The sequence below is a fragment of the Streptomyces sp. WAC 01529 genome (assembly GCF_003945545.1).
GTDB classification, from domain to species: domain Bacteria; phylum Actinomycetota; class Actinomycetes; order Streptomycetales; family Streptomycetaceae; genus Streptomyces; species Streptomyces anatolicus.
In genome coordinates, this window is record NZ_CP029617.1 from 7,328,279 (window position 1) to 7,348,925 (window position 20,647).

The following is a 20,647-nucleotide window of genomic DNA, read 5'->3' on the forward strand; positions in this document are numbered from 1 at the left end:
ACCTGATCCCGACCCGACCCCGACTGGGTGCCCGCCGCGTACCCACGCCCTTGCTCTTGAGGAGGCCCGGACATGCCCCGTAGGTTCACGCTCTTCACCGGCCAGTGGGCCGACCTGCCGCTCGAAGAGGTCTGCCGGCTCGCCCGCGACTTCGGCTACGACGGCCTCGAACTCGCCTGCTGGGGCGACCACTTCGAGGTCGACAAGGCCCTCGCCGACCCCGCCTACCTGGACGGGAGGCACGCCCTCCTCGACAAGTACGGCCTCAAGTGCTGGGCGATCTCCAACCATCTGGTCGGCCAGGCCGTCTGCGACGCGATCATCGACGAGCGGCACCGGGCGATCCTGCCCGCCCGCGTCTGGGGCGACGGCGAGGCGGAGGGCGTGCGGCAGCGAGCCGCCGCCGAGATCAAGGACACCGCGCGGGCCGCCGCCGCCTTCGGTGTCGACACCGTCGTCGGCTTCACGGGTTCGGCAATCTGGCATCTGGTCGCGATGTTCCCGCCCGCCCCCGAATCCATGATCGAGCGTGGTTACGAGGACTTCGCCGAGCGCTGGAACCCGATCCTGGACGTCTTCGACGAGCACGGTGTGCGGTTCGCCCACGAGGTGCACCCCTCGGAGATCGCGTACGACTACTGGACCACGCACAAGGCCCTGGAGGCCGTCGGCCACCGCCCGGCCTTCGGCCTCAACTTCGACCCCTCCCACTTCGTGTGGCAGGACCTCGACCCGGTCGGGTTCCTCTACGACTTCCGGGACCGCATCTACCACGTCGACTGCAAGGAGGCCCGGCGCCGCCTGGACGGCCGCAACGGCCGCCTCGGCTCGCACCTGCCGTGGGGCGACCCCCGGCGCGGCTGGGACTTCGTCTCGGCGGGCCACGGCGACGTCCCATGGGAGGACGTCTTCAGAATGCTGGGCTCGATCGCCTACGAGGGCCCGATCTCGGTGGAGTGGGAGGACGCCGGCATGGATCGCCTCCAGGGCGCCCCGGAGGCCCTGGTCCGTTTGAAGGCGTACGACTTCGAGGCGCCGACCGCGTCCTTCGACGCCGCGTTCGGCGGCTCCGACTAGGCCTCTCCCCGCTGTTTGTCCAGTGACGGGAAAAAGCTGAACTTCCGTGCCGCGTAAGGGCTATCCGCCCGGGACAAACGTGGCTACCGTCCCTGATGTGTACAGGACATAAATCAGGACACGAAGGTCCGGGGTGACGGCGCACCCCGGCGCACGGCGCACACACCCGCGTACGACCGTCCCCTCCGGAGGAACCCCGTGCACAGGAAACGCCCGAGACTTCGCCACCAAGCCCTCGCCCTGCTCACCGGCGCGCTGCTCACCGGTGCCTCGCTGACCCTCGCCGTACCCACGGCCGGGGCCGTCCCCGCCGACCCGCCCGCGGCGGCCGCCCCCGCCGCGGAGGACTTCCAGCAGGTCACCCTCGCCAAGGGCGAGCCGGAGGTCGGCGAGCCCATGACGCTCTCCGTGCTGCCGGACCGCTCGGTCCTGCACACGAGCCGCGACGGCACGCTGCGCCTCACGGACCCCGCGGGCAACACCAGGATCGCGGGCAAGATCCCCGTGTACACGCACGACGAGGAGGGACTGCAAGGCGTCGCCATCGACCCGGAGTTCAGCGAGAACCGCGCGATTTTCCTCTACTACGCGCCGCCGCTCGACACCCCGGCGGGCGACGCCCCGGAGAACGGCACGGCCGAGGACTTCAAGAGGTTCGACGGCGTCAACCGCCTCTCCCGCTTCGTCCTCAAGGCCGACGGGACCCTGGACAACGCCAGCGAGAAGAAGGTCCTCGACGTCCCCGCGAGCCGCGGCATCTGCTGCCACGTCGGCGGCGACATCGACTTCGACAAGGAGGGCAACCTCTACCTCTCGACGGGCGACGACTCCAACCCCTTCGCCTCCGACGGCTTCACGCCCATCGACGAGCGCCCCGGCCGCAACCCCGCGTACGACGCACGGCGCAGCGCGGGCAACACCAACGACCTGCGCGGCAAGATCCTGCGCATCAAGGTCGCCGACGACGGCTCGTACACGGTCCCGGACGGCAACCTCTTCGCCAAGGGCACCGAGAAGACCCGCCCCGAGATCTACGCCATGGGCTTCCGCAACCCCTTCCGGATGAGCGTCGACAAGCCCACCGGCACCGTCTACGTCGGCGACTACGGTCCCGACGCGGGAGCGGCCGACCCCAAGCGCGGCCCCGCCGGCCAGGTCGAGTTCGCCCGCGTGACCAAGCCCGGCAACTTCGGCTGGCCGTTCTGCACCGGCAAGAACGACGCCTACGTCGACTACGACTTCGCCACCGGCACCTCCGGCGCCCCCTTCGACTGCGCCAAGCCCAAGAACGACTCGCCCCACAACACCGGGCTCACCGACCTCCCGCCCGCCCAGGAAGCGTGGATTCCGTACGACGGCGGTTCCGTCCCCGAGTTCGGCTCGGGCTCCGAGTCCCCGATGGCCGGACCCGTCTACCGCTACGACGCGCAGAACTCCTCCCCGGTCAAGTTCCCCGAGGCGTACGACGGTGACTTCTTCGCCGGCGAGTTCGGCAGGCGCTGGATCAAACGCATCGAGCAGGGGGCCGACGGCACGGTCTCGAAGATCAACCCGTTCCCGTGGACGGGCACCCAGGTGATGGACATGGAGTTCGGCCCCGACGGCGCGCTCTACGTCCTCGACTACGGCACCGCCTGGTTCGGCGGCGACGAGAACTCCGGTCTCTTCCGCATCGAGAACGCCACGACGGGGCACTCCCCGGTCGTCGAGGCGAGCGCGTCGGTGACCAGCGGCCAGGCCCCGCTGCGGACCAAGTTCACCGCGAAGGCCACGGACGCCGACGGCGGCACGCTGACCTACTCCTGGGACTTCGGCGACGGCGGCAAGTCCACCCAGCAGAACCCCACGTACACGTACAAGAAGAACGGCGTCTACACGGCGACCGTGACCGTCAAGGACTCCACCGGCCGCACCGGATCGGCCAGCGCGCACATCACCGTCGGCAACACCGCGCCCAAGGTGACCCTGGAACTCCCCGGTGACGGCCAGCTGTTCACCTTCGGCGACAAGGTGCCGTTCAAGGTCAAGGTGACCGACCCGGAAGACGGCCCCGTCGACTGCGCCAAGGTCAAGGTCACGCACATCCTCGGCCATGACAGCCACGGCCACCCCGTCACCTCGGCCAACGGCTGCTCGGGCACCCTCCAGACGTCGGCGGACGGCGAGCACGACCCGAACGCCAACATCTTCGGGGTGTTCGACGCCGAGTACACCGACAAGGGCGCGAACGGCCAGCCCGCGCTGACCACCCACGACCAGAACGTCGTCCAGCCCAAACACCGCCAGGCCGAGCACTACGGCGACGCCAAGGGCGTGTCCGTCGTCAACCACACCCCGGCGCACGGCGGAAAGACCGTCGGCGACATCCACCACGGCGACTGGATCTCCTTCAAGCCGTACATCCTCGCCGACGCCACCAAGCTGACCGCACGGGTCGCCTCGGCCGGATCCGGCGGCACGCTGGAGGTCCGCAGCGGCTCGGTCCGCGGCAGGCTGCTCGGCACGGCGAAGGTCGAGCCGACCGGTTCGTGGGAGACGTACAAGGACGTGAGTACGCCCCTCACCCGGGCGCCGTCGAAGACCACGACGCTGTACCTGGTCTTCAAGGGCAAGGGGACGGGAGCGCTGTACGACGTGGACGACTTCACGTTCACGACCAGGGCCGCCACCGGTGGTAAGGGGTGAGGCCGGTGACCGCGACGCGCGGACGGGCACGGCTCCTCACCGCGACGGCGGCCGCCCTGCTCATCGGGTGCGTGTCGGGGCCCGCCGCCTCTGAACCCGGCACCGGCCGGGCGGCGGGCAAGGACGGTGAGCGCGTCCTCGTCTTCTCCAAGACGGCGGGCTTCCGGCACGACTCCATCCCCACCGGGATCGCCACCGTCAGGGAACTCGGCGCCGAGGGTGGCTTCACCGTCGACGCGACCGAGGACGCGGGGGCCTTCACGGTCAAGAACCTGCGCCGGTACGACGCCGTCGTCTGGCTCTCGACCACGGGCGACGTCCTCGACGCCGCCCAGCAGCGGGCCTTCGAGGGCTACATCCGGGGCGGCGGCGCCTACGTCGGGGTGCACGCCGCCGCCGACACCGAGTACGACTGGCCCTTCTACGGCGGGCTCGCGGGCGCGTACTTCCAGTCGCACCCCGCGATCCAGCGGGCGAAGGTCCAGGTGGAGGAGCACGCCCACCCCGCCACGTCCCACCTGGGCGCCGGGGCCTGGGAGCGCACCGACGAGTGGTACGACTACCGCTCCAACCCGCGCGAACGGGCCCGTGTCCTCGCCTCGCTCGACGAGTCGTCGTACACGGGCGGCACGATGGGCGACCACCCCATCGCCTGGTGCCAGAGCGACTACCGGGGCGGCCGCTCCTTCTACACTGGCGGCGGCCACACCAAGGAGTCCTACGCCGAACCGGCCTTCCGCCAACACCTGCTCGGCGGAGTCCGCTGGGCCACCGGCGCGGCCCAGGCCGACTGCCGCCCCGAGCGGGGCTACACACCCCTCTTCGACGGCAAGGCGGCCTCCCTGGCGGACTGGAAACAGGCCGGCCCCGGCTCCTTCGCCCTCAAGGAGGACGACGGGACGCTCACGACTGTCGGCGGCATGGGCATGCTCTGGTACGAGCGGCGCGAACTCGGCTCCTACTCCCTCAAGCTCGACTGGCGGATGCGCGGCGACGACAACTCCGGCATCTTCGTGGGCTTCCCGGCCTCCGACGACCCCTGGTCGGCCGTGAACAAGGGATACGAGATCCAGATCGACGCCACGGACGTCCCCGAGAAGACCACGGGCTCCGTCTACGGCTTCAAATCCGCGGACCTGAAGAGGCGGGACAAGGCGCTGAACCCGCCGGGGGAGTGGAACACCTACGAGATCCGCGTCGAGGGCGAACGCCTTCGCGTCTACCTCAACGGCGTGAAGATCAACGATTTCACCAACACGGACCCGGCGCGGAGCCTGCGCCAAGGGCACATCGGCCTCCAGAACCATGGCGACACCGATGAGGTCTCCTTCCGGAACGTCCGGGTGAAGGAGCTGAGGGCGCTGAGCGGGCTGAGGGGGCTGAGCGGGCTGAAGGGCTCGCCCTCCGCCGCCTCGGCCCGTCCGGGCGGGGGCCGCTAGACGACGGCGGGCGGAGGACGCCGGACCTCCGCCCGCCGTCTTTCCCACGGCGCGTCCCGCGCGCCACACGTATACCGATCAGCTTCCGATCAGCTTCCGATCGGCGTCCGAGCAGGTTCCCCTCAGCTTCCGATCACGTTCCCATCAGCTCAGGCAGGAGGCAGCCGTGCCCACATACGCGCTCTCTACTTCTTCCGTCGCGACACCCCTCGTCGGGGTCTGGCTGATCGGCGCGCGAGGTTCGGTTGCGACCACGGCCATCGCGGGGTGCGCGGCAGTGGCGGCCGGACTGCACCCGCCCGTCGGCATGGTGACGGAGACGCCGCCCTTCGCGGACTGCGGCCTGCCAACGTTGTCCTCCCTCGTCTTCGGCGGCCACGACACCGCCAACTGCCCCCTGCCCAAACGCGCCGAGGAACTCGCCGCGGGCGGCGTCCTCCCGTACGGCCTCCCCTCGGCGGTCCACACCGAACTCGCCGCGGCGGACACCGAGATCCGCCCCGGCGGCCCCCTCCCGGGCGACACCCGCACCGACGAGCAACTGATCGACACCTTCGCCTCCGACCTACGCGACTTCATCCGCCGCCGGGGCCTTTCACGCCTGGTCGTGATCAACGTGGCTTCGACGGAACCGGTTGGGGTGGGTGGTGGTGGGGGTTCCGGGGCGGCTTCCGCAGGGGAGCGGGCGGCTTCCTCGGCGGAAGCGGCGGGGGACGGCACCGGGTCGGCGGAGGCGCTCGGTGGGGTGGACGGCAGTTTTGGCGGCGCGGCGGCTTCGGTGAGGGCGCTGGCCGATTCGGCGAGGGGGCCGGCCGCTTCGGGGGGCGGGGCACGCTTGCCCGCCAGTTCGCTCTACGCCGCGGCGGCGCTGAGAGCCGGCTGCCCCTACGTGAACTTCACCCCCTCCACAGGCCTGCACCACCCCCTCCTCACCGAGGCGGCACTCGCCTCCGGCCTGCCCTACGCGGGCCGGGACGGCAAGACCGGCCAGACCCTCCTGCGCTCGGTGCTCGGCCCGATGTTCGCCCAGCGTGCCCTCGCCGTACGGGCCTGGTCCGGCACGAACCTCCTGGGCGGCGGCGACGGCGCCGCCCTCGCCGACCCCGCCGCCGCGGCGGCCAAGAACGCCGGCAAGGAACGCGTCCTCGCAGACACCCTCGGCGCCGCCCCCGAAGGCGAGGTCCACATCGACGACGTCCCCTCCCTCGGTGGCTGGAAGACCGCCTGGGACCACATCGCCTTCGACGGCTTCCTCGGCACCCGCATGGTCCTGCAGACCACCTGGCAGGGCTGCGACTCCTCCCTCGCGGCCCCCTTGATCCTCGACCTCGCCCGCCTGACCTCCCGCGCCCACGAACGCGGCCTGTCCGGCCCCCTCCCCGAACTCGCCTTCTACTTCAAGGACCCGGACGACGGCGCGAGCGCCGCCCTAGCGGAGCAGTACGGCGCCCTGCTCGCCCTCGCCGACCAGCTGCGGGACGCCCGGTGAGCGCCGCACGCGACTGGGCCGAACTGTTGCGCGTCCCCGCCCTCTTCACCGTCCCCGGCGACGCGCTCGCCGGTGCCGCCGCCACCGGCGCCCGCCCCAACCACCGCACCTTCCTCGCCCTCACCTCCTCCCTCTGCCTGTACGAAGCGGGCATGGCCCTCAATGACTGGGCGGACCGAGCCGAGGATGCCGTCGAACGCCCTGAGCGCCCCCTGCCCTCGGGCCGTATCACCCCGCCCGCGGCCCTCGCGGCGGCAACCGCCCTCACCGCGGCGGGCCTGGCCCTCGCCTCCCGCGCCGGCCGCCCCACCCTGGCGGTCGCGGGCACGCTCGCCGCTACGGTGTGGGCGTACGACCTGGGCCTGAAGCACACCCCCGCGGGCCCCGCTGCCATGGCCGGGGCACGTGGCCTGGACCTGCTCCTCGGTGCCACCGCCACGGTGGGCCCGAGCACCGGCCCCCACGCCAAGCGGGCACTGCCCTCCGCCGCCGCCCTCGCCGCCCACACCCTGGCGGTCACGCTGGTCTCCCGCCGCGAAGCCCAGGGCGGCTCCTCGGCAGCCCCCTTGGCGGCCCTTGCGGTGACGGCGGCCGTGGCACGACTCGTGGGCGCGGGACGGGGCGGCCTCGGTGCGGGCTTCGGGAGGGGGCGGGGTGTGACCGGTGTCGCCGGGGTGCGGCCGGGGCCGAGCGCGGGCGGGTCCGTACTGGGACGGGGGCTGAGTGTGACCGGGGCCGGGCGGGTGCGGGGGCCGGGCTCGACCGGGGCCGTACTGGGACGGGGGCCAGTCTCGACTGAGGCCGGGGCCTGGGCCGGTTCCGGGACCCGTGGAGACGCCGCTCGCCACGCGCTCCGCGCCGCCCTCGCCCTCGCCTACGTCGGCACCGCCGCCAAGCCCCTCTTCCACGCCGCCCTCAACCCTTCACCTCCCCTCACGCAACGAGCCGTCGGCGGTGGCATCCGCGCCATGATCCCGCTGCAGGCCGCGCTCGCCGCCCGGGCGGGTGCGACAGGCACCGCTCTGCTGACCGCCGCCCTCGCCCCGGCCGCCCGGAAGTTCGCACGGAAGGTGAGCGTCACATGAGCGGCACCCTTTCCCAGGAACCTCAGCGTCCGTCTGGCCCGTCCAGCCCGACTGGTCTCTACGACCCGCCCAATGCCCCCGGGCCCGCGCCCGAGCCCGCCCACGAGCACGGGCAAGGGCCCGACCCCGCACACCCGGACGGCACCCTCCGCTTCGGCTACGGCACCAACGGCCTCACCGACCTCCGTCTCGACGACGCCCTCGACCTCCTCGCCGACCTCGGCTACGACGGTGTCGGCCTGACCCTCGACCACATGCACCTCGACCCCCTCGCGCCCGACCTCGCCGCCCGCACCCGCCACGTGGCCCGCAGACTCGACCGCCTCGGCCTGACCGCGACCGTCGAGACCGGCGCCCGCTACGTCCTCGACCCGCGCCGCAAGCACGGCCCCTCCCTCCTCGATCCCGACCCGCGACGCCGCGCCGACCGCGTCCGTCTGCTGGTCCGCGCCGTCCATGTCGCCGCCGACCTGGGCGCCCACGCCGTGCACTGCTTCAGCGGCATCCGCCCGAAAGACACCCCCGACCACATCGCGTGGCAGCGCCTCGCCGACGCCCTCGGTCCCGTCCTCGACGCCGCGTCCGCCGCCGGCGTCCCGCTCGCCGTCGAACCCGAGCCCGGCCATCTCCTCGCCTCCCTCGCCGACTTCCACCACCTCCGCCGTGAACTGGGCGACCCCTCGCCTGACCTCCTCGGCCTCACCCTCGACATCGGTCACTGCCAGTGCCTCGAACCACTCCCTCCCGCCGACTGCGTACGTGCCGCCGCCCCCTGGCTTCGGCACGTCCAGATCGAGGACATGCGGCGAGGTGTCCACGAGCACCTCCCCTTCGGTGACGGAGAGATCGACTTCCCGCCCGTCCTCAAGGCCCTCGCCTCCGTCGGCTATCAGGGCCTGACCGTCGTCGAACTTCCCCGCCACTCCCACGCGGGCCCCCAACTCGCCACCCACTCCCTCGACTTCCTCCGCCGCTCCACCACGCCCGCCCCGGCACTCGCCCCCGCCGCCGAAGGAGGAACCCCGTGACCGACACCCCCGGAATCACCGCCCTCCGCACTCGTCTCGAAGCCGACCTCGGCGGAGCCGCCCGCGCCTGGCTCGACCAGGCCACCGCCGAGGCCGCGGCCCACGCCGAGCGAAGCGAGCCGGAGCAGACACAAGGCCCCATCCCGACCTGGGAGCTGCGGATCGCCGAGGCGGGGCGCCGCTGTGGCCCCGACCACGCCGACGCCGCCCGTGTCCTGCTCCTGCACGCGGCCTCCGCCGACCCGCCCACCCTCGCCCGCGTCTACGCACAGGGCACCGCACCCGAGCGTCGCGCCGTCCTGCACGCCCTGCCGCACCTCGTGCCGGGGCCCGAAGCACTGCCACTGGTCGAGGACGCCCTGCGCACCAACGACACCCGGCTCGTCACCGCGGCCGTCGGCCCGTACGCCGCCGCACACCTCACCCCGCACCACTGGCGCCAAGCAGTCCTCAAGTGCCTGTTCACCGGCGTCCCCGTGGAGGCCGTCGCCGACCTGCCGAGGCGTGCCCGAGGTGACAGCGAACTGGCCCGCATGCTCGGTGACTACGCGAGCGAACGCACCGCCGCGGGCCGCGCCGTCCCCGGCGACCTGCATCGCGTCCTGGCCCTGACCGCCCCGGGGCCCGCCTCACCCCCCAAGGCTCCCGCGGGCCCCGCGGCCCCTTCGACCGGCGAGGAGTAGGAGTCCCGATGCGTATCTTCGACCCCCACATCCATATGACCTCCCGCACCACCGACGACTACCAGGCGATGTACGCGGCGGGTGTCCGCGCGGTCGTGGAGCCCGCGTTCTGGCTCGGCCAGCCCCGCACCTCGCCCGCCTCCTTCTTCGACTACTTCGACTCCCTCCTCGGCTGGGAGCCCTTCCGCGCCGCCCAGTACGGCATCGCCCATCACTGCACGCTCGCCCTCAACCCCAAGGAGGCGAACGACCCCCGCTGCACGCCCGTCCTCGACGCACTGCCCCGCTACCTCGTCAAGGACAACGTCGTCGCCGTGGGAGAGATCGGCTACGACTCCATGACACCCGCCGAGGACGCCGCGCTCACCACGCAGCTCCAGCTCGCCGCCGACCACGAACTGCCCGCCCTCGTGCACACCCCGCACCGCGACAAGCTCGCCGGTCTGCGCCGCACGCTCGACGTCGTCCGCGAGTCCGCGCTGCCTCTGGAGCGCGTACTGATCGACCACCTCAACGAGACCACCGTCAAGGAGGCCAAGGACAGCGGCTGCTGGCTCGGCTTCTCCGTCTACCCCGACACCAAGATGGACGAGGAGAGGATGGTCGCGATCCTGCGGGAGTTCGGGCCCGAGCGGGTCCTGGTGAACTCCGCCGCGGACTGGGGAAAGAGCGACCCCCTCAAGACCCGCAAGGTCGCCGACGCCATGCTCGCCGCCGGATACGGCGAGGACGACGTCGACCTCGTCCTGTGGCGCAATCCCGTCGCCTTCTACGGCCTCAGTGGCCGCCTCGCCCTGGACGTCCCCGGCACGGACACCACCCACGAGGGCAACTCCATCCTGCGCGGCGGGGCGTGAGCCATGCGCTTCCGGCACCCCGACGGCTCCACCGTCCACCTCGCCTACTGCACGAACGTCCACCCCGCCGAGACCCTCGAAGGCGTCCTCGCCCAACTCCGCGACCACTGCGAACCCGTGCGCAAGAAGCTCGGCAGGGATCGCATCGGCATCGGCCTGTGGCTCGCCAAGGACGCGGCCCACGCCCTCGTCACCGACCCGGCCGCCCTGCGCGGACTGCGCACCGAACTCGACCGGCGCGGCCTCGAAGTCGTCACGCTCAACGGCTTCCCCTATGAGGGCTTCGGCGCCGAACAGGTCAAGTACCGCGTGTACAAGCCGGACTGGACCGACCCGGCGCGCCTCGCCCACACCACCGACCTGGCCCGGCTGCTCGCCACCCTGCTCCCCGACGACGTCACCGAGGGAACCATCTCCACCCTGCCCCTCGCCTGGCGCACCCCCTTCCACTCCACCCACGCCGAAGCCGCCCGCGCGGCGCTCACCGCCCTCGCCCAACGGCTGGACGCCCTCGACGAGCTGACCGGCCGCTCCATCCGCGTCGGCCTCGAACCGGAACCGGGCTGCACCGTCGAGACGACCGCCGACGCCATCGCCCCCCTCACCGCGATCGGGCACGACCGCATCGGTGTCTGCGTCGACACCTGCCACCTCGCCACCTCCTTCGAGGATCCGGAGACGGCCCTCGGCGCCCTCGCCGTCGCGGGCGTCACCGTCGTCAAGTCCCAGCTCTCCGCCGCCCTGCACGCCGACCATCCCCACCTCCCCGAAGTGCGCGAGGCCCTCGCCGCCTTCGACGAGCCCCGCTTCCTCCACCAGACCCGCACCCTGACCACCGACGGACTGCGCGGCACCGACGACCTCGACGAGGCCCTCACCGGCGACGCACTGCCCGACACGGCCCCCTGGCGGGCCCACTTCCACGTCCCCCTCCACGCGGCCCCCGCCGCGCCCCTCACCTCCACGCTCCCCGTGCTCCGGGACGCCCTGGCCCGACTCGTCGGCGCAGCCACCCCCCTCACCCGCCACCTCGAGGTCGAGACCTACACCTGGCAGGCCCTTCCTCCCGCACTCCGTCCACGCGGCAGAACCCAGCTCACCGAGGGAATCGCCGCCGAACTCGCCCTCGCCCGCGACCTCCTGACGGACCTCGGCCTGAAGGAACTCCCATGAGCCACACCCCGCACGACCCGCACCACGACCCGCACCACGGCCCCACCCCCCTCCTCGTCCTGGACGTCGTCGGCCTCACCCCCCGCCTCCTCGACCACATGCCCCACCTCAAGTCGCTCGGCCACTCCGGATCCCGGGCCACGCTCGGCACCGTCCTGCCCGCGGTGACCTGCGCGGCCCAGTCCACCTTCCTCACCGGCACCACCCCCGCCGAGCACGGCATCGTCGGCAACGGCTGGTACTTCCGTGAACTCGGCGACGTACTCCTGTGGCGCCAGCACAACGGTCTCGTCGCCGGCGACAAGCTGTGGGACGCCGCACGTCGCGCGCACCCCGGCTACACCGTCGCCAACATCTGCTGGTGGTACGCCATGGGCGCCGACACCGACTTCACCGTCACCCCCCGCCCCGTCTACTACGCCGACGGCCGCAAGGAACCCGACTGCTACACCCGGCCTCCAGCCCTGCACGACGAACTCACCGACAGACTCGGCACGTTCCCCCTCTTCCACTTCTGGGGCCCCGGCGCCGACATCGTCTCCAGCCGCTGGATCGTCGACGCCACCCGGCACATCATCGAAACCCGCCGCCCCGACCTGGCCCTGTGCTACCTCCCCCACCTCGACTACGACCTGCAACGCTTCGGCCCCGACGACCCGCGCTCCCACCGGGCCGCGGCCGACCTGGACGCGACCCTCGCCCCGCTCCTGGACGACGCCAGGGCCGAGGGACGCACCGTCGTCGCCCTGTCCGAGTACGGCATCACCCGGGTGAAACGGCCGGTCGACATCAACCGCGTCCTGCGCCGCGCGGGCCTGCTGGAGGTGCACACGCAGGACGGCATGGAGTACCTCGACCCGATGGCCTCCCGGGCCTTCGCCGTCGCCGACCACCAGATCGCCCACGTCTACGTCCGCCGCCCGGAAGACCTCGAAACCACCCGCGCCGCGCTCCAGGACATCCCCGGCATGGAGCAACTCCTGGACGACGAGGGCAAGAAGGCGCACCACCTGGACCATCCGCGCTCGGGCGAACTCGTCGCCGTCGCGGAGCCGGACGCCTGGTTCACGTACTACTACTGGCTCGACGACGCCCGCGCGCCCGACTTCGCGCAGCTCGTCGAGATCCACCGCAAACCCGGCTACGACCCCGTCGAACTCTTCATGGACCCGAAGGACCCCTACGTCCGCGTCAAGGCCGCGGGCGCGCTGGCCCGCAAGAAGCTCGGCATGCGCTACCGCATGGCGGTCGTGCCCCTGGATCCCTCACCTATTCGCGGCAGCCATGGCCGCCTCCCCACGAGCGAGGACGAAAGTCCGCTCATCCTGTGCTCCACCCCCCGTGCCGTCGGCGGCCGCGTCGCGGCCACCGAGGTGAAATCGCTCCTCCTCCACCTCGCGGGCCTGCACTAGCTTCACCGCCCGCGCCGCGGAATCTGCTCGATCTCCACTGAACCAGACGGCTCGGGCCCTGCCATCAGGGTCCGGCCCCCAGCGATCCCTGAACCGTTACTCGAACCCATCCCTGAGACGACCCTGAGCCAAGCCGAGGAGAACCCCCATGAACCGCAAGCAGGCCCCCGCCGACCCGGAACTCGCTCACAGACTCAGCCGACGCGGCATGCTCGGCGTCGCCGCGGGCGTCACCGCCGCAGCCCTCGCCGGCGCCACCACCCCGGCCATCGCGGGGGAGAAGGGCCGCGGCCGGCCCGTACTGCCGCCCGGCCGCCTGGGCATCCAGCTCTACAGCCTCCGCGACAAGGTCTCCACCCTCGGTTTCGCGGCCGTGTTCGCCGAGTTGGAGAAGTACGGCTACGACGAGATCGAGTTCGCCGGATACGGCCAGGGCTCGGCGGGCCCCATTACCCTCGCCCAGCTCAAGGCGCTGGCCCGCGACCACGGACTGCACCCCATCGGGTCCCACGTCGGCTACTACGACGACAACAACCCGAACGCGTACACGTTCGCGCAGAACCTCACCAAGGTCCTCGACGACGCCGAGGCCCTCGGGCTCAAGCACATCGGGACCGCGTCGGGCCCCTTCCGCTACGGCTCGACCGTCGACGCCTGGAAACGTGCAGCCGAGGACTTCAACACGTACGGAGAGGCGGCCCGCGAGCGGGGCATGAAGTTCTACCAGCACAACCACGCCGAGGAGTTCTCCTTCGCCACGGACAAGCCGAACGTCCGCCTCTACGACGTGCTGCTCGCCGAGACCGAGCCCGACCGCGTGTATCTGGAGATGGACATCTACTGGGCCTACTGCGCCCAGTTCCGGTTCGGCAAGCGGCCCGACGGCAGGCCCGCCCCCTTCGATCCGGTCGACTACGTCCTCAGGCAGCCGCACCGCTATCCGCTGTTCCACGTCAAGGACGGGGTGCGCGACGAGACGACCCGCGACGGCTACCGCATGTCCGACGTCGGGGACGGTGACATCGACTACAAGAAGTTCTTGTCGAAGGTGACCGCGCGCACCCACCACGGCAGGCGCTACCACCACTGGCAGGCCGAGCACGACAACCCGGTGGAGTCCTACGCCTTCGCCCGCAAGTCCAGTGAGCATCTGCACTCCCTGCGGTCGGGGCGCTGCGGGGACTGATCCCAGAGGCCGCGGGGACTGACCCCACAGGCCGCGGGGGCTGAGCCCGGCAGACCGCCGACCTCACCCGATGCCCTGGCGGTCCGGCCGCAGGGCGAACGCCCGGTCGGCGGGCTCCGGCACCGAGCGCTGCACGGACCGCGCGAGAAGTTCCCGGTGCCGGAGCAGCGGTTCGCGGCGCTCCTCGGGGGCGAGCAGCAGCAGGTCGTCCAGACCGGCCAGCATGCGCCGGGTGACCTGCGGATTGCCGGGCGCGTACGCCCTGATCTCGGCGAACCCGAGATCCACCAGCGCGGTCCAGTCCGGCACCGACTGCACGAGCCGGATCGCCCCGCGCCGGTCGCGGTGGCCGAGCGCGCCCAGGGGATGCGGGGCCACCGAGGCCAGGAACTGCACGATGCGGTCGAGGGCCTGCACGGCGGTGGTCGGGTCGTTCACCGCGGGGGAGAGGGCCCGCAGGGCGATGTCGGACAGTTGCCGCAGACCGAAGCCGAGATCCTGGTGGAAGGTCCGCTCCACCCCCACCGACACGGTGTACCTCAGGGCCCGCCGCGACGGCGCCGCCCCGCCGTGCACCGTGAACACCGGCGTGCCCGGCACCACGAAGTCCCCGATGCGCGGAATCAGCCGCAGGACGACCCCGTGGCGCCGGGCGGCCCGCACCGCCCGCGCGATGTTCACGTCCCGCAGCACCCCGGCCCTGCCGTGATGCGTGATCCGGGCGGTCTCCGGGCCGAGCCGGCCGGTGTCCACCGGCAGCTCGATCGGCTGTCTGACCGCCACCCGCAGCGCGTCCCGGGCGATCCGGTCGATCACGAAACCGATCCGCATCATCCGGACCGTCCCGTTCACATAGGCCACGAACAGCAGGAGACTCAGCAGCACCATCAGCAGCGCCAGGATCGACTCGATCAGTGGCACGCTCGTCACCAGACGCGGATTCCGTTCGCTGTCGAACGACGTCAGCGTCATCAGCGCGAACAGAAACGTCGCCATGAAGACGGTGAGCGTGGCCTTGGTGATGCGCGACCGTACGTAGAGCCGCACCACCCGCGGGCTGAACTGCCCGCTGGCCATCTGCACGGCCACCAGCGAGATGCTGAAGACCACACCGATGAAGGTCATCATGGCGCTGCCGATCGTGTTGATCACCGCCTTGGCGTCGTTGGCGACACCGATCAGGCTCTTGATCGCGTCGTGATCGCCGGTCTCCTGGAGCATCCGTACGATCTCCGCGTCCAGCTCCGCCGCGGCCCACCACAGCACCATGGAACCCACGAGCCCCGCGGTCGGCGCGAACCACATGGTGTCCCGCAGATGCTCCCGCAAGGGCGACAGAAGGCGGGGCCGCCCCACCTTCCCCCGCCCGAACGCCCTGGTGGGGCCCGTAGGACCGGCAGCGCCCGTAATCAGTCCGTCACTCATGGTGAGACTGTAGGCGGGGCGTCGCGTCCGGCCGTGCATCCGGCGGTCGGCGCACGGATACGCAGGTGAAAGGCACTCCGAAACCTTGGTATTGTTGTCCATGTCGCCGCGGGGAACACCCCGCACGGCGGCAGACACCTAGTCCGGGTGGCGGAATGGCAGACGCGCTAGCTTGAGGTGCTAGTGCCCTTTAACGGGCGTGGGGGTTCAAGTCCCCCCTCGGACACCAGCACCAGCAGAGACCCCAGTTCATCTGGGGTCTTTCTGTTTCTCCGGTTAACTGGCGGAACGGACGGGGTGAGTCGTCCACGGATATGGGCGGGGCCGGGGCGGTGTCACGACGTCGCCCACAGGGAACGTACGTGTCCCAGGTGGCGCGCCATGCACTCTTCCGCCGCCGCCGCGTCGCCCGACAGCATCAGGTCGAGCAGCTCGATGTGCTCCTCGGCCGAGGGGGTCAGCTGGTCGCGCTCGTCCAGGGCCGTGAGGCCGTAGAGGCGGGAGCGTTTGCGGAGGTCGCCGACCGTCTCCACCAGGCGGTCGTTGCCCGAGAGGGCGAGCAGGGAGAGGTGGAAGCGGCGGTCGGCCTCCAGATAGGCGATGAGGTCGTGGTCGCGGGCGGCGCGCACGATCTCCTCGGCGACCGGGCGCAGCACCTCGAGCTCCTCGCGGGCCGCGGTGCGGGTGATGCGGCCGATCATGGGGATCTCGATCAGCGCGCGGATCTCCGTGTACTGGTCGAGGTCGCGCTCATTGACCTCCGTGACGCGGAAACCCTTGTTGCGCACCGGCTCGACCAGGCCCTCGCGGGCCAGATCCAGCATCGCCTCGCGTACGGGCGTCGCCGAGATGCCGAAGTCCTCGGCGAGGCCGGGCGCGGAGTAGATCTCGCCGGGGCGCAGCTCACCGGAGATCAGGGCCGCCCGCAACGCGTGGGCGACCTGGTCGCGCAGCCGCTCCCTGGTGGTGATGAGGTTCTTCTGCTTCAGATGCCCCATGGTGCTCCCCTCCGGTGGGCCCCGCGCCCGCGCGGAGCACCAAAGTACAATGTCACGTTGCCAGTTGGGTCGGCGGGGAGCCGGTGGGAGCCGGTGGGAGTCAGAGGGTGAAGCCCGCGGGGAACGGGTCGTCAGGGTCCAGGAAGTACTGCGCCGTGCCGGTGATCCAGGCCCGCCCGGTGATCCGCGGCACGACCGCCGGCAGGCCCGCCACCTCCGTCCGCGCGATCAGCCGCCCGGTGAACTCCGTACCGATGAACGACTCGTTGACGAAGTCGCGGTCCAGCGGGAGTTCGCCGCGTGCGTGCAGCTGCGCCATCCGCGCCGAGGTGCCCGTCCCGCACGGCGAGCGGTCGAACCAGCCCGGGTGGATCGCCATCGCGTGCCGCGAGCGGTGCGCGTCCGAGCCCGGCGCGGCCAGGTAGACGTGCTTCACCCCGGCGATCTCCGGTTGCTCGGGGTGCGTGGGGCGGTCCGGCGAGGCGTTGATCGCGTCCATGAGGGCGAGGCCCGCCGCGAGCAGCTCGTCCTTGCGGGCGCGGTCGAACGGCAGCCCCAACGCGTCGAGCCGGACGAAGGCGTAGAAGTTCCCGCCGTAGGCCAGGTCGTACGTGACCGTCCCGTGGCCCGGCACCTCGATCTTGCGGTCGAGGGCGACGCAGAAGGCGGGGACGTTGGTGAGCGTGACCGACGTCGCCGCGCCGTCGCTCACCCGCACGTCGACGGAGACCAGGCCCGCCGGTGTGTCCAGGCGGACGGTCGTGACCGGCTCGGTGACCTCCACCATGCCGGTCTCCACCAGCACGGTCGCCACCCCGATGGTGCCGTGGCCGCACATCGGCAGCAGCCCGGACACCTCGATGTAGAGGACCCCGTAGTCGGCGTCCGGGCGGGTCGGGGGCTGGAGTATCGCGCCGCTCATCGCGGAGTGGCCGCGCGGCTCGTACATCAGGAGGGTGCGCAGGTGGTCCAGGTGCTCGATGAAGCGGAGTCTGCGCTCGGCCATGGTGGCGCCGGGGATCACCCCTACGCCACCGGTGATCACGCGCGTGGGCATGCCCTCGGTGTGGGAGTCGACGGCGTGGAAGACGTGACGGGTACGCATGGGGCTCCTCTCGGGACGGGCGGGAGCAGGCGGGGCGAGTGGGGTCAGTGGTGGCCGGCCGCCCGCGCCTTCTCGGTGGCCGCCCGCACCACCGCCTCCGTGGCGCCGGTCAGCGCGGCGCGCGGCGGGCGGGTCGGGCCTCCAACGCGGCCGACGAGGTCCATCGAGAGCTTGATCGACTGCACGAACTCCGTCTTGGAGTCTTGGCGCAGGAGCGGGTGCAGCGACTTGTAGAGGGGGAGGGCCGTGTCCAGGTCCCGGGCGCAGGCGGCGTGGTACAGCTCCGCGCAGGTGGCGGGGAAGGCGTTCGGGTAGCCGGCGATCCAGCCGACCGCGCCCGCCAGCGCCAGTTCGAGCAGGACGTCGTCCGCGCCGATCAACAGGTCGAGTTCCGGCGCGAGTTCGGCTATTTCGTACGCCCGGCGTACATCGCCGCTGAACTCCTTGACCGCCACGATCGAGCCGTCCGAGTGGATCCGCGTGAGCAGCTCGGGCGTCAGGTCGACCCTCGTGTCCAGGGGGTTGTTGTACGCGACCACGGGCACCCACGCCTTGGCGACCTCGGTGTAGTGGGCGCGAACGGCCCGCTCGTCGGCGCGGTAGGCGTTCGGCGGCAGGAGCAGCACCGAGCCGCACCCCGCCTCCGCCGCCTGCTCGGCCCAGCGGCGGGACTCGGCGCTGCCGTAGGCGGAGACGCCGGGCATCACGCGGGCCCCGTCGCCCGCCGCCTCGACGGCGGTGCGGACGACGCGGGCGCGTTCGTCGTCGGTGAGGGTCTGGTACTCGCCGAGGGAGCCGTTGGGGACCACGCCGTCGCAGCCGTTCGCGATGAGGTGGCGGACGTGCTCGGCGTAGGCGTCGTAGTCGACGGAGAGGTCCTCGCGGAGGGGCAGCGCGGTGGCGACCATGATGCCTCGCCAGGGGCGGTCCGGGGTCCAGGTGGGGGAGGTCATGACGGGTGCCCTTCTGTTGGGTGTGGGTGGGGGTCGGTCCGGGGCGTGGCTTCGGTGGGTGTGATGGGGGCCGTAGGCTGGATGGGTGCGGTGGGTTCGGTGGCTCCAGCGCCTCCGGTAGGGCCCCCGGGCGAGGCCGACGCAGGGGCCCCGGCATGGGCGCCGGGCGCAACCGGCGCAGCTGGAGCAACTGGCCCGACCGGTGTACCCGCCCCGGTCGGCGCCGTGGAAGCCTCCGGGAGGCGGGCGAGTGCGCCCAAGGAGATGGGCGTAGCAAGCGGGCGCCGGTCGGGGGGCGAGGGCGCCGTGGTGGCCCGCGCCGCGAGGCATGCCACGGCCGCCCCGCACATGCGGCCCTGGCACCAGCCCATGCCCGCCCGCGTGAGGAGCTTGACGGTACGGGCGTCACGGGCGCCGTACTCGCCCACGGCCTCGCGGACGCGTCCTGCCGTCACCTCCTCGCAGCGGCATACGTCCGTCTCGTCGGTGAGCCACCGCGTCCAGCCGTGGCCCGGCGCGTGCGCGGCGGTCATCGTCTCGGCGAAGGCCCGCATCCGGTCGCGGCGGCGGCGCAGGGCACGCAGTCGGGGGAGGGGTGAGGGGCGTACGCCGGTCAGTCGGGCGGTGATCGCAAGTGCCGCCAACTCGCCCTCAGCAATGGCGAGTTCGGAACCGCCGATGCCCGAGGTCTCGCCTGCCGCCCACATGCCTCGCAGCGATGTCTCTTGCAGGGGGCTCAGTTCGAGGGCGTGGGTTCCGTCGGCGGTGCGGCGCGTGACGCAGCCGAGCGCGGTCGCCAGGTCGATCTGCGGGACCAGGCCGTGGCCCACCGCCAGCGCGTCGCAGGCGATGCGGCGAGCCGTGCCGGGCACCGGCCGCCAGTCGCGGTCCAGGCGGCTGACCGTCACCGCCTCCACCCGGTCCTCGCCGTGTGCCTCGGTCACCGCGCTGCGGGTGCGCAGGCGTACGCGGTGGCGCAGCAGGGCCGAGCCGTGGAGCGCGGCCTCGGCGAGCTTGTGCGGGTTGGCGGCGAGCGTGGCGGGGCGGCGGGCGTAGCCGAGGTAGCCGGAGGCCTCGATCAGCTCCGGGACCTCGGCTCCGGCGGCGGTGAGCGAGGTGGCCACGGCGAGCAGGAGCGGGCCGCTGCCCGCGACGACGACGCGCCTGCCGGGCAGGGCGAGACCGGACTTGAGCATGGCCTGGGCGCCGCCCGCGCCCACGACGCCGGGCAGGGTCCAGCCGGGGAAGGGGAGGTGCCGTTCGTACGAGCCGGTCGCGAGGAGGATCGCGCGGGCCCGGATGATTACGGGGCGCTGCCCGCTTCCGTCCTCGCCGGTGAGCGCGTGCACGGTCCATCGCGCCCCGGACGCCTCGTGGTCGACGTGCCGGGTGACCGTCCAGACGTGGTGGCCGAGGAGGGGTGTGACGTCGCTCGCCGCCAGGCGGTCGCGCAGGCCGGTGAAGGTGGCCCAGTCGTGGTGCAGGGCTTCGGGGCGGGCTGCGCCGGTGGCGGGGGCGGGGTGCCGGTAGAACTGGCCCCCTGCCTGCCCGGACGAGTCCAACAGCGCTACGGACAAGCCGAGTTCGGCTGCGGTGACGGCACCGGCGAGCCCCGCCGGGCCCGCGCCGAGCACGGCGAGGTCGTACGACTCCTCAGGCGTCGAGCCCGGCATGGCCGTCTCCTTCCTGTGTGGTCACTGCGTCGCCGGGCCGGGCGGTGACCAGGCAGGCCCGCCGGTTCGGGCGTCCGTTGACGGTCGCGAGACAGTCGTAGCACTGGCCGATCCCGCAGAACGCGCCGCGCGGACGGCCGCCGACCCGGGTGCTCCGCCAGGCGAGGATCCCGGCGGACCAGAGCGCGGCGGCGATGGACTGCCCCGGCAGGGCGGTCAGTTCACGCTCGTCGAAGGTGATCGGGAAGGCGGTCCCGGGCGAGGCGCCCACGAGGCTGGCGGGCGTCCGGTCACCGTGGGGCTCGGTACCGGTCCGATGGCCGGGTAGCCGGTCGTCGTCCTGCGTCATGGCGCGGACTCCTCTCCGAAGTCGATGCGG

At 72.1% G+C, this 20,647-nt stretch carries 17 protein-coding genes and 1 tRNA gene; 12 read left to right on the top strand and 6 right to left on the bottom strand.

Annotated features, from left to right (window positions below):
• Positions 1-72 precede the first annotated feature (72 nt).
• The 11 genes from DMA15_RS32540 to DMA15_RS32590 all read left to right on the top strand — a co-directional run bounded on the left by DMA15_RS32540 (position 73) and on the right by DMA15_RS32590 (position 14,114).
• Entirely contained in the window at positions 73-1,077 is a 1,005-nt protein-coding gene (locus DMA15_RS32540) for a sugar phosphate isomerase/epimerase family protein (protein ID WP_125516267.1), read from the top strand.
• Between the two features lie 198 nt (positions 1,078-1,275).
• Entirely contained in the window at positions 1,276-3,762 is a 2,487-nt protein-coding gene (locus tag DMA15_RS32545) for a PQQ-dependent sugar dehydrogenase (protein WP_125516268.1), read from the top strand.
• A gap of 5 nt (positions 3,763-3,767) precedes the next feature.
• Positions 3,768-5,201 carry a ThuA domain-containing protein gene (locus tag DMA15_RS32550; protein WP_125516269.1) on the top strand — a complete coding sequence of 478 codons (1,434 nt, stop codon included), beginning with the start codon at positions 3,768-3,770 and terminating at the stop codon, positions 5,199-5,201.
• A gap of 166 nt (positions 5,202-5,367) precedes the next feature.
• Positions 5,368-6,690, top strand: a complete 1,323-nt coding sequence (locus DMA15_RS32555; RefSeq protein WP_125516270.1) for an inositol-3-phosphate synthase — start codon at positions 5,368-5,370, stop codon at positions 6,688-6,690.
• Positions 6,687-7,775, top strand: coding sequence for an SCO3242 family prenyltransferase (locus DMA15_RS32560; RefSeq protein WP_125516271.1), 1,089 nt, complete (start codon positions 6,687-6,689; stop codon positions 7,773-7,775). The genes DMA15_RS32555 and DMA15_RS32560 overlap by 4 nt, the downstream gene beginning before the upstream one ends.
• A complete protein-coding gene (locus DMA15_RS32565) occupies positions 7,772-8,803 on the top strand; it encodes a sugar phosphate isomerase/epimerase family protein (protein WP_125516272.1) in 1,032 nt (343 codons plus the stop codon). The genes DMA15_RS32560 and DMA15_RS32565 overlap by 4 nt, the downstream gene beginning before the upstream one ends.
• Complete coding sequence (locus DMA15_RS32570; protein ID WP_125516273.1) at positions 8,800-9,486, top strand: EboA domain-containing protein; 687 nt, start codon at positions 8,800-8,802, stop codon at positions 9,484-9,486. The genes DMA15_RS32565 and DMA15_RS32570 overlap by 4 nt, the downstream gene beginning before the upstream one ends.
• 8 nt (positions 9,487-9,494) lie before the next feature.
• Positions 9,495-10,343, top strand: a complete 849-nt coding sequence (locus tag DMA15_RS32575; RefSeq protein WP_125516274.1) for a TatD family hydrolase — start codon at positions 9,495-9,497, stop codon at positions 10,341-10,343.
• A gap of 3 nt (positions 10,344-10,346) precedes the next feature.
• Positions 10,347-11,516, top strand: a complete 1,170-nt coding sequence (eboE, locus tag DMA15_RS32580) for a metabolite traffic protein EboE (RefSeq protein ID WP_125516275.1) — start codon at positions 10,347-10,349, stop codon at positions 11,514-11,516.
• A complete protein-coding gene (locus DMA15_RS32585; protein ID WP_125516276.1) occupies positions 11,513-12,928 on the top strand; it encodes a nucleotide pyrophosphatase/phosphodiesterase family protein in 1,416 nt (471 codons plus the stop codon). The genes eboE and DMA15_RS32585 overlap by 4 nt, the downstream gene beginning before the upstream one ends.
• 148 nt (positions 12,929-13,076) lie before the next feature.
• Complete coding sequence (locus DMA15_RS32590) at positions 13,077-14,114, top strand: sugar phosphate isomerase/epimerase (protein WP_125516277.1); 1,038 nt, start codon at positions 13,077-13,079, stop codon at positions 14,112-14,114.
• Between the two features lie 63 nt (positions 14,115-14,177).
• Here the strand turns inward: DMA15_RS32590 and DMA15_RS32595 are convergent, their stop codons facing one another.
• On the bottom strand, positions 14,178-15,419 hold the full coding sequence (locus tag DMA15_RS32595; RefSeq protein WP_240660316.1) for a DUF2254 domain-containing protein: 1,242 nt from the start codon (positions 15,417-15,419) through the stop codon (positions 14,178-14,180).
• 261 nt (positions 15,420-15,680) lie between these two features.
• Here DMA15_RS32595 and DMA15_RS32600 point away from each other — a divergent pair.
• Positions 15,681-15,768, top strand: a tRNA-Leu gene (locus tag DMA15_RS32600).
• 106 nt (positions 15,769-15,874) lie between these two features.
• Here DMA15_RS32600 and DMA15_RS32605 read toward each other — a convergent pair.
• From DMA15_RS32605 to DMA15_RS32625, 5 genes are all read right to left on the bottom strand, one after another.
• Entirely contained in the window at positions 15,875-16,537 is a 663-nt protein-coding gene (locus DMA15_RS32605) for a GntR family transcriptional regulator (RefSeq protein WP_125516279.1), read from the bottom strand.
• Between the two features lie 100 nt (positions 16,538-16,637).
• Complete coding sequence (locus DMA15_RS32610; protein ID WP_125516280.1) at positions 16,638-17,642, bottom strand: proline racemase family protein; 1,005 nt, start codon at positions 17,640-17,642, stop codon at positions 16,638-16,640.
• A gap of 44 nt (positions 17,643-17,686) precedes the next feature.
• Entirely contained in the window at positions 17,687-18,595 is a 909-nt protein-coding gene (locus DMA15_RS32615) for a dihydrodipicolinate synthase family protein (protein WP_125516281.1), read from the bottom strand.
• Positions 18,592-20,268 carry an NAD(P)/FAD-dependent oxidoreductase gene (locus tag DMA15_RS32620; RefSeq protein WP_206302886.1) on the bottom strand — a complete coding sequence of 559 codons (1,677 nt, stop codon included), beginning with the start codon at positions 20,266-20,268 and terminating at the stop codon, positions 18,592-18,594. Before DMA15_RS32620 ends, DMA15_RS32615 begins: the two co-directional genes overlap by 4 nt.
• The gene (locus DMA15_RS32625; RefSeq protein WP_125516282.1) at positions 20,249-20,617 is read right to left on the bottom strand and encodes a (2Fe-2S)-binding protein; all 369 of its coding nucleotides are present in this window, start codon (positions 20,615-20,617) and stop codon (positions 20,249-20,251) included. Before DMA15_RS32625 ends, DMA15_RS32620 begins: the two co-directional genes overlap by 20 nt.
• Positions 20,618-20,647: the final 30 nt, after the last annotated feature.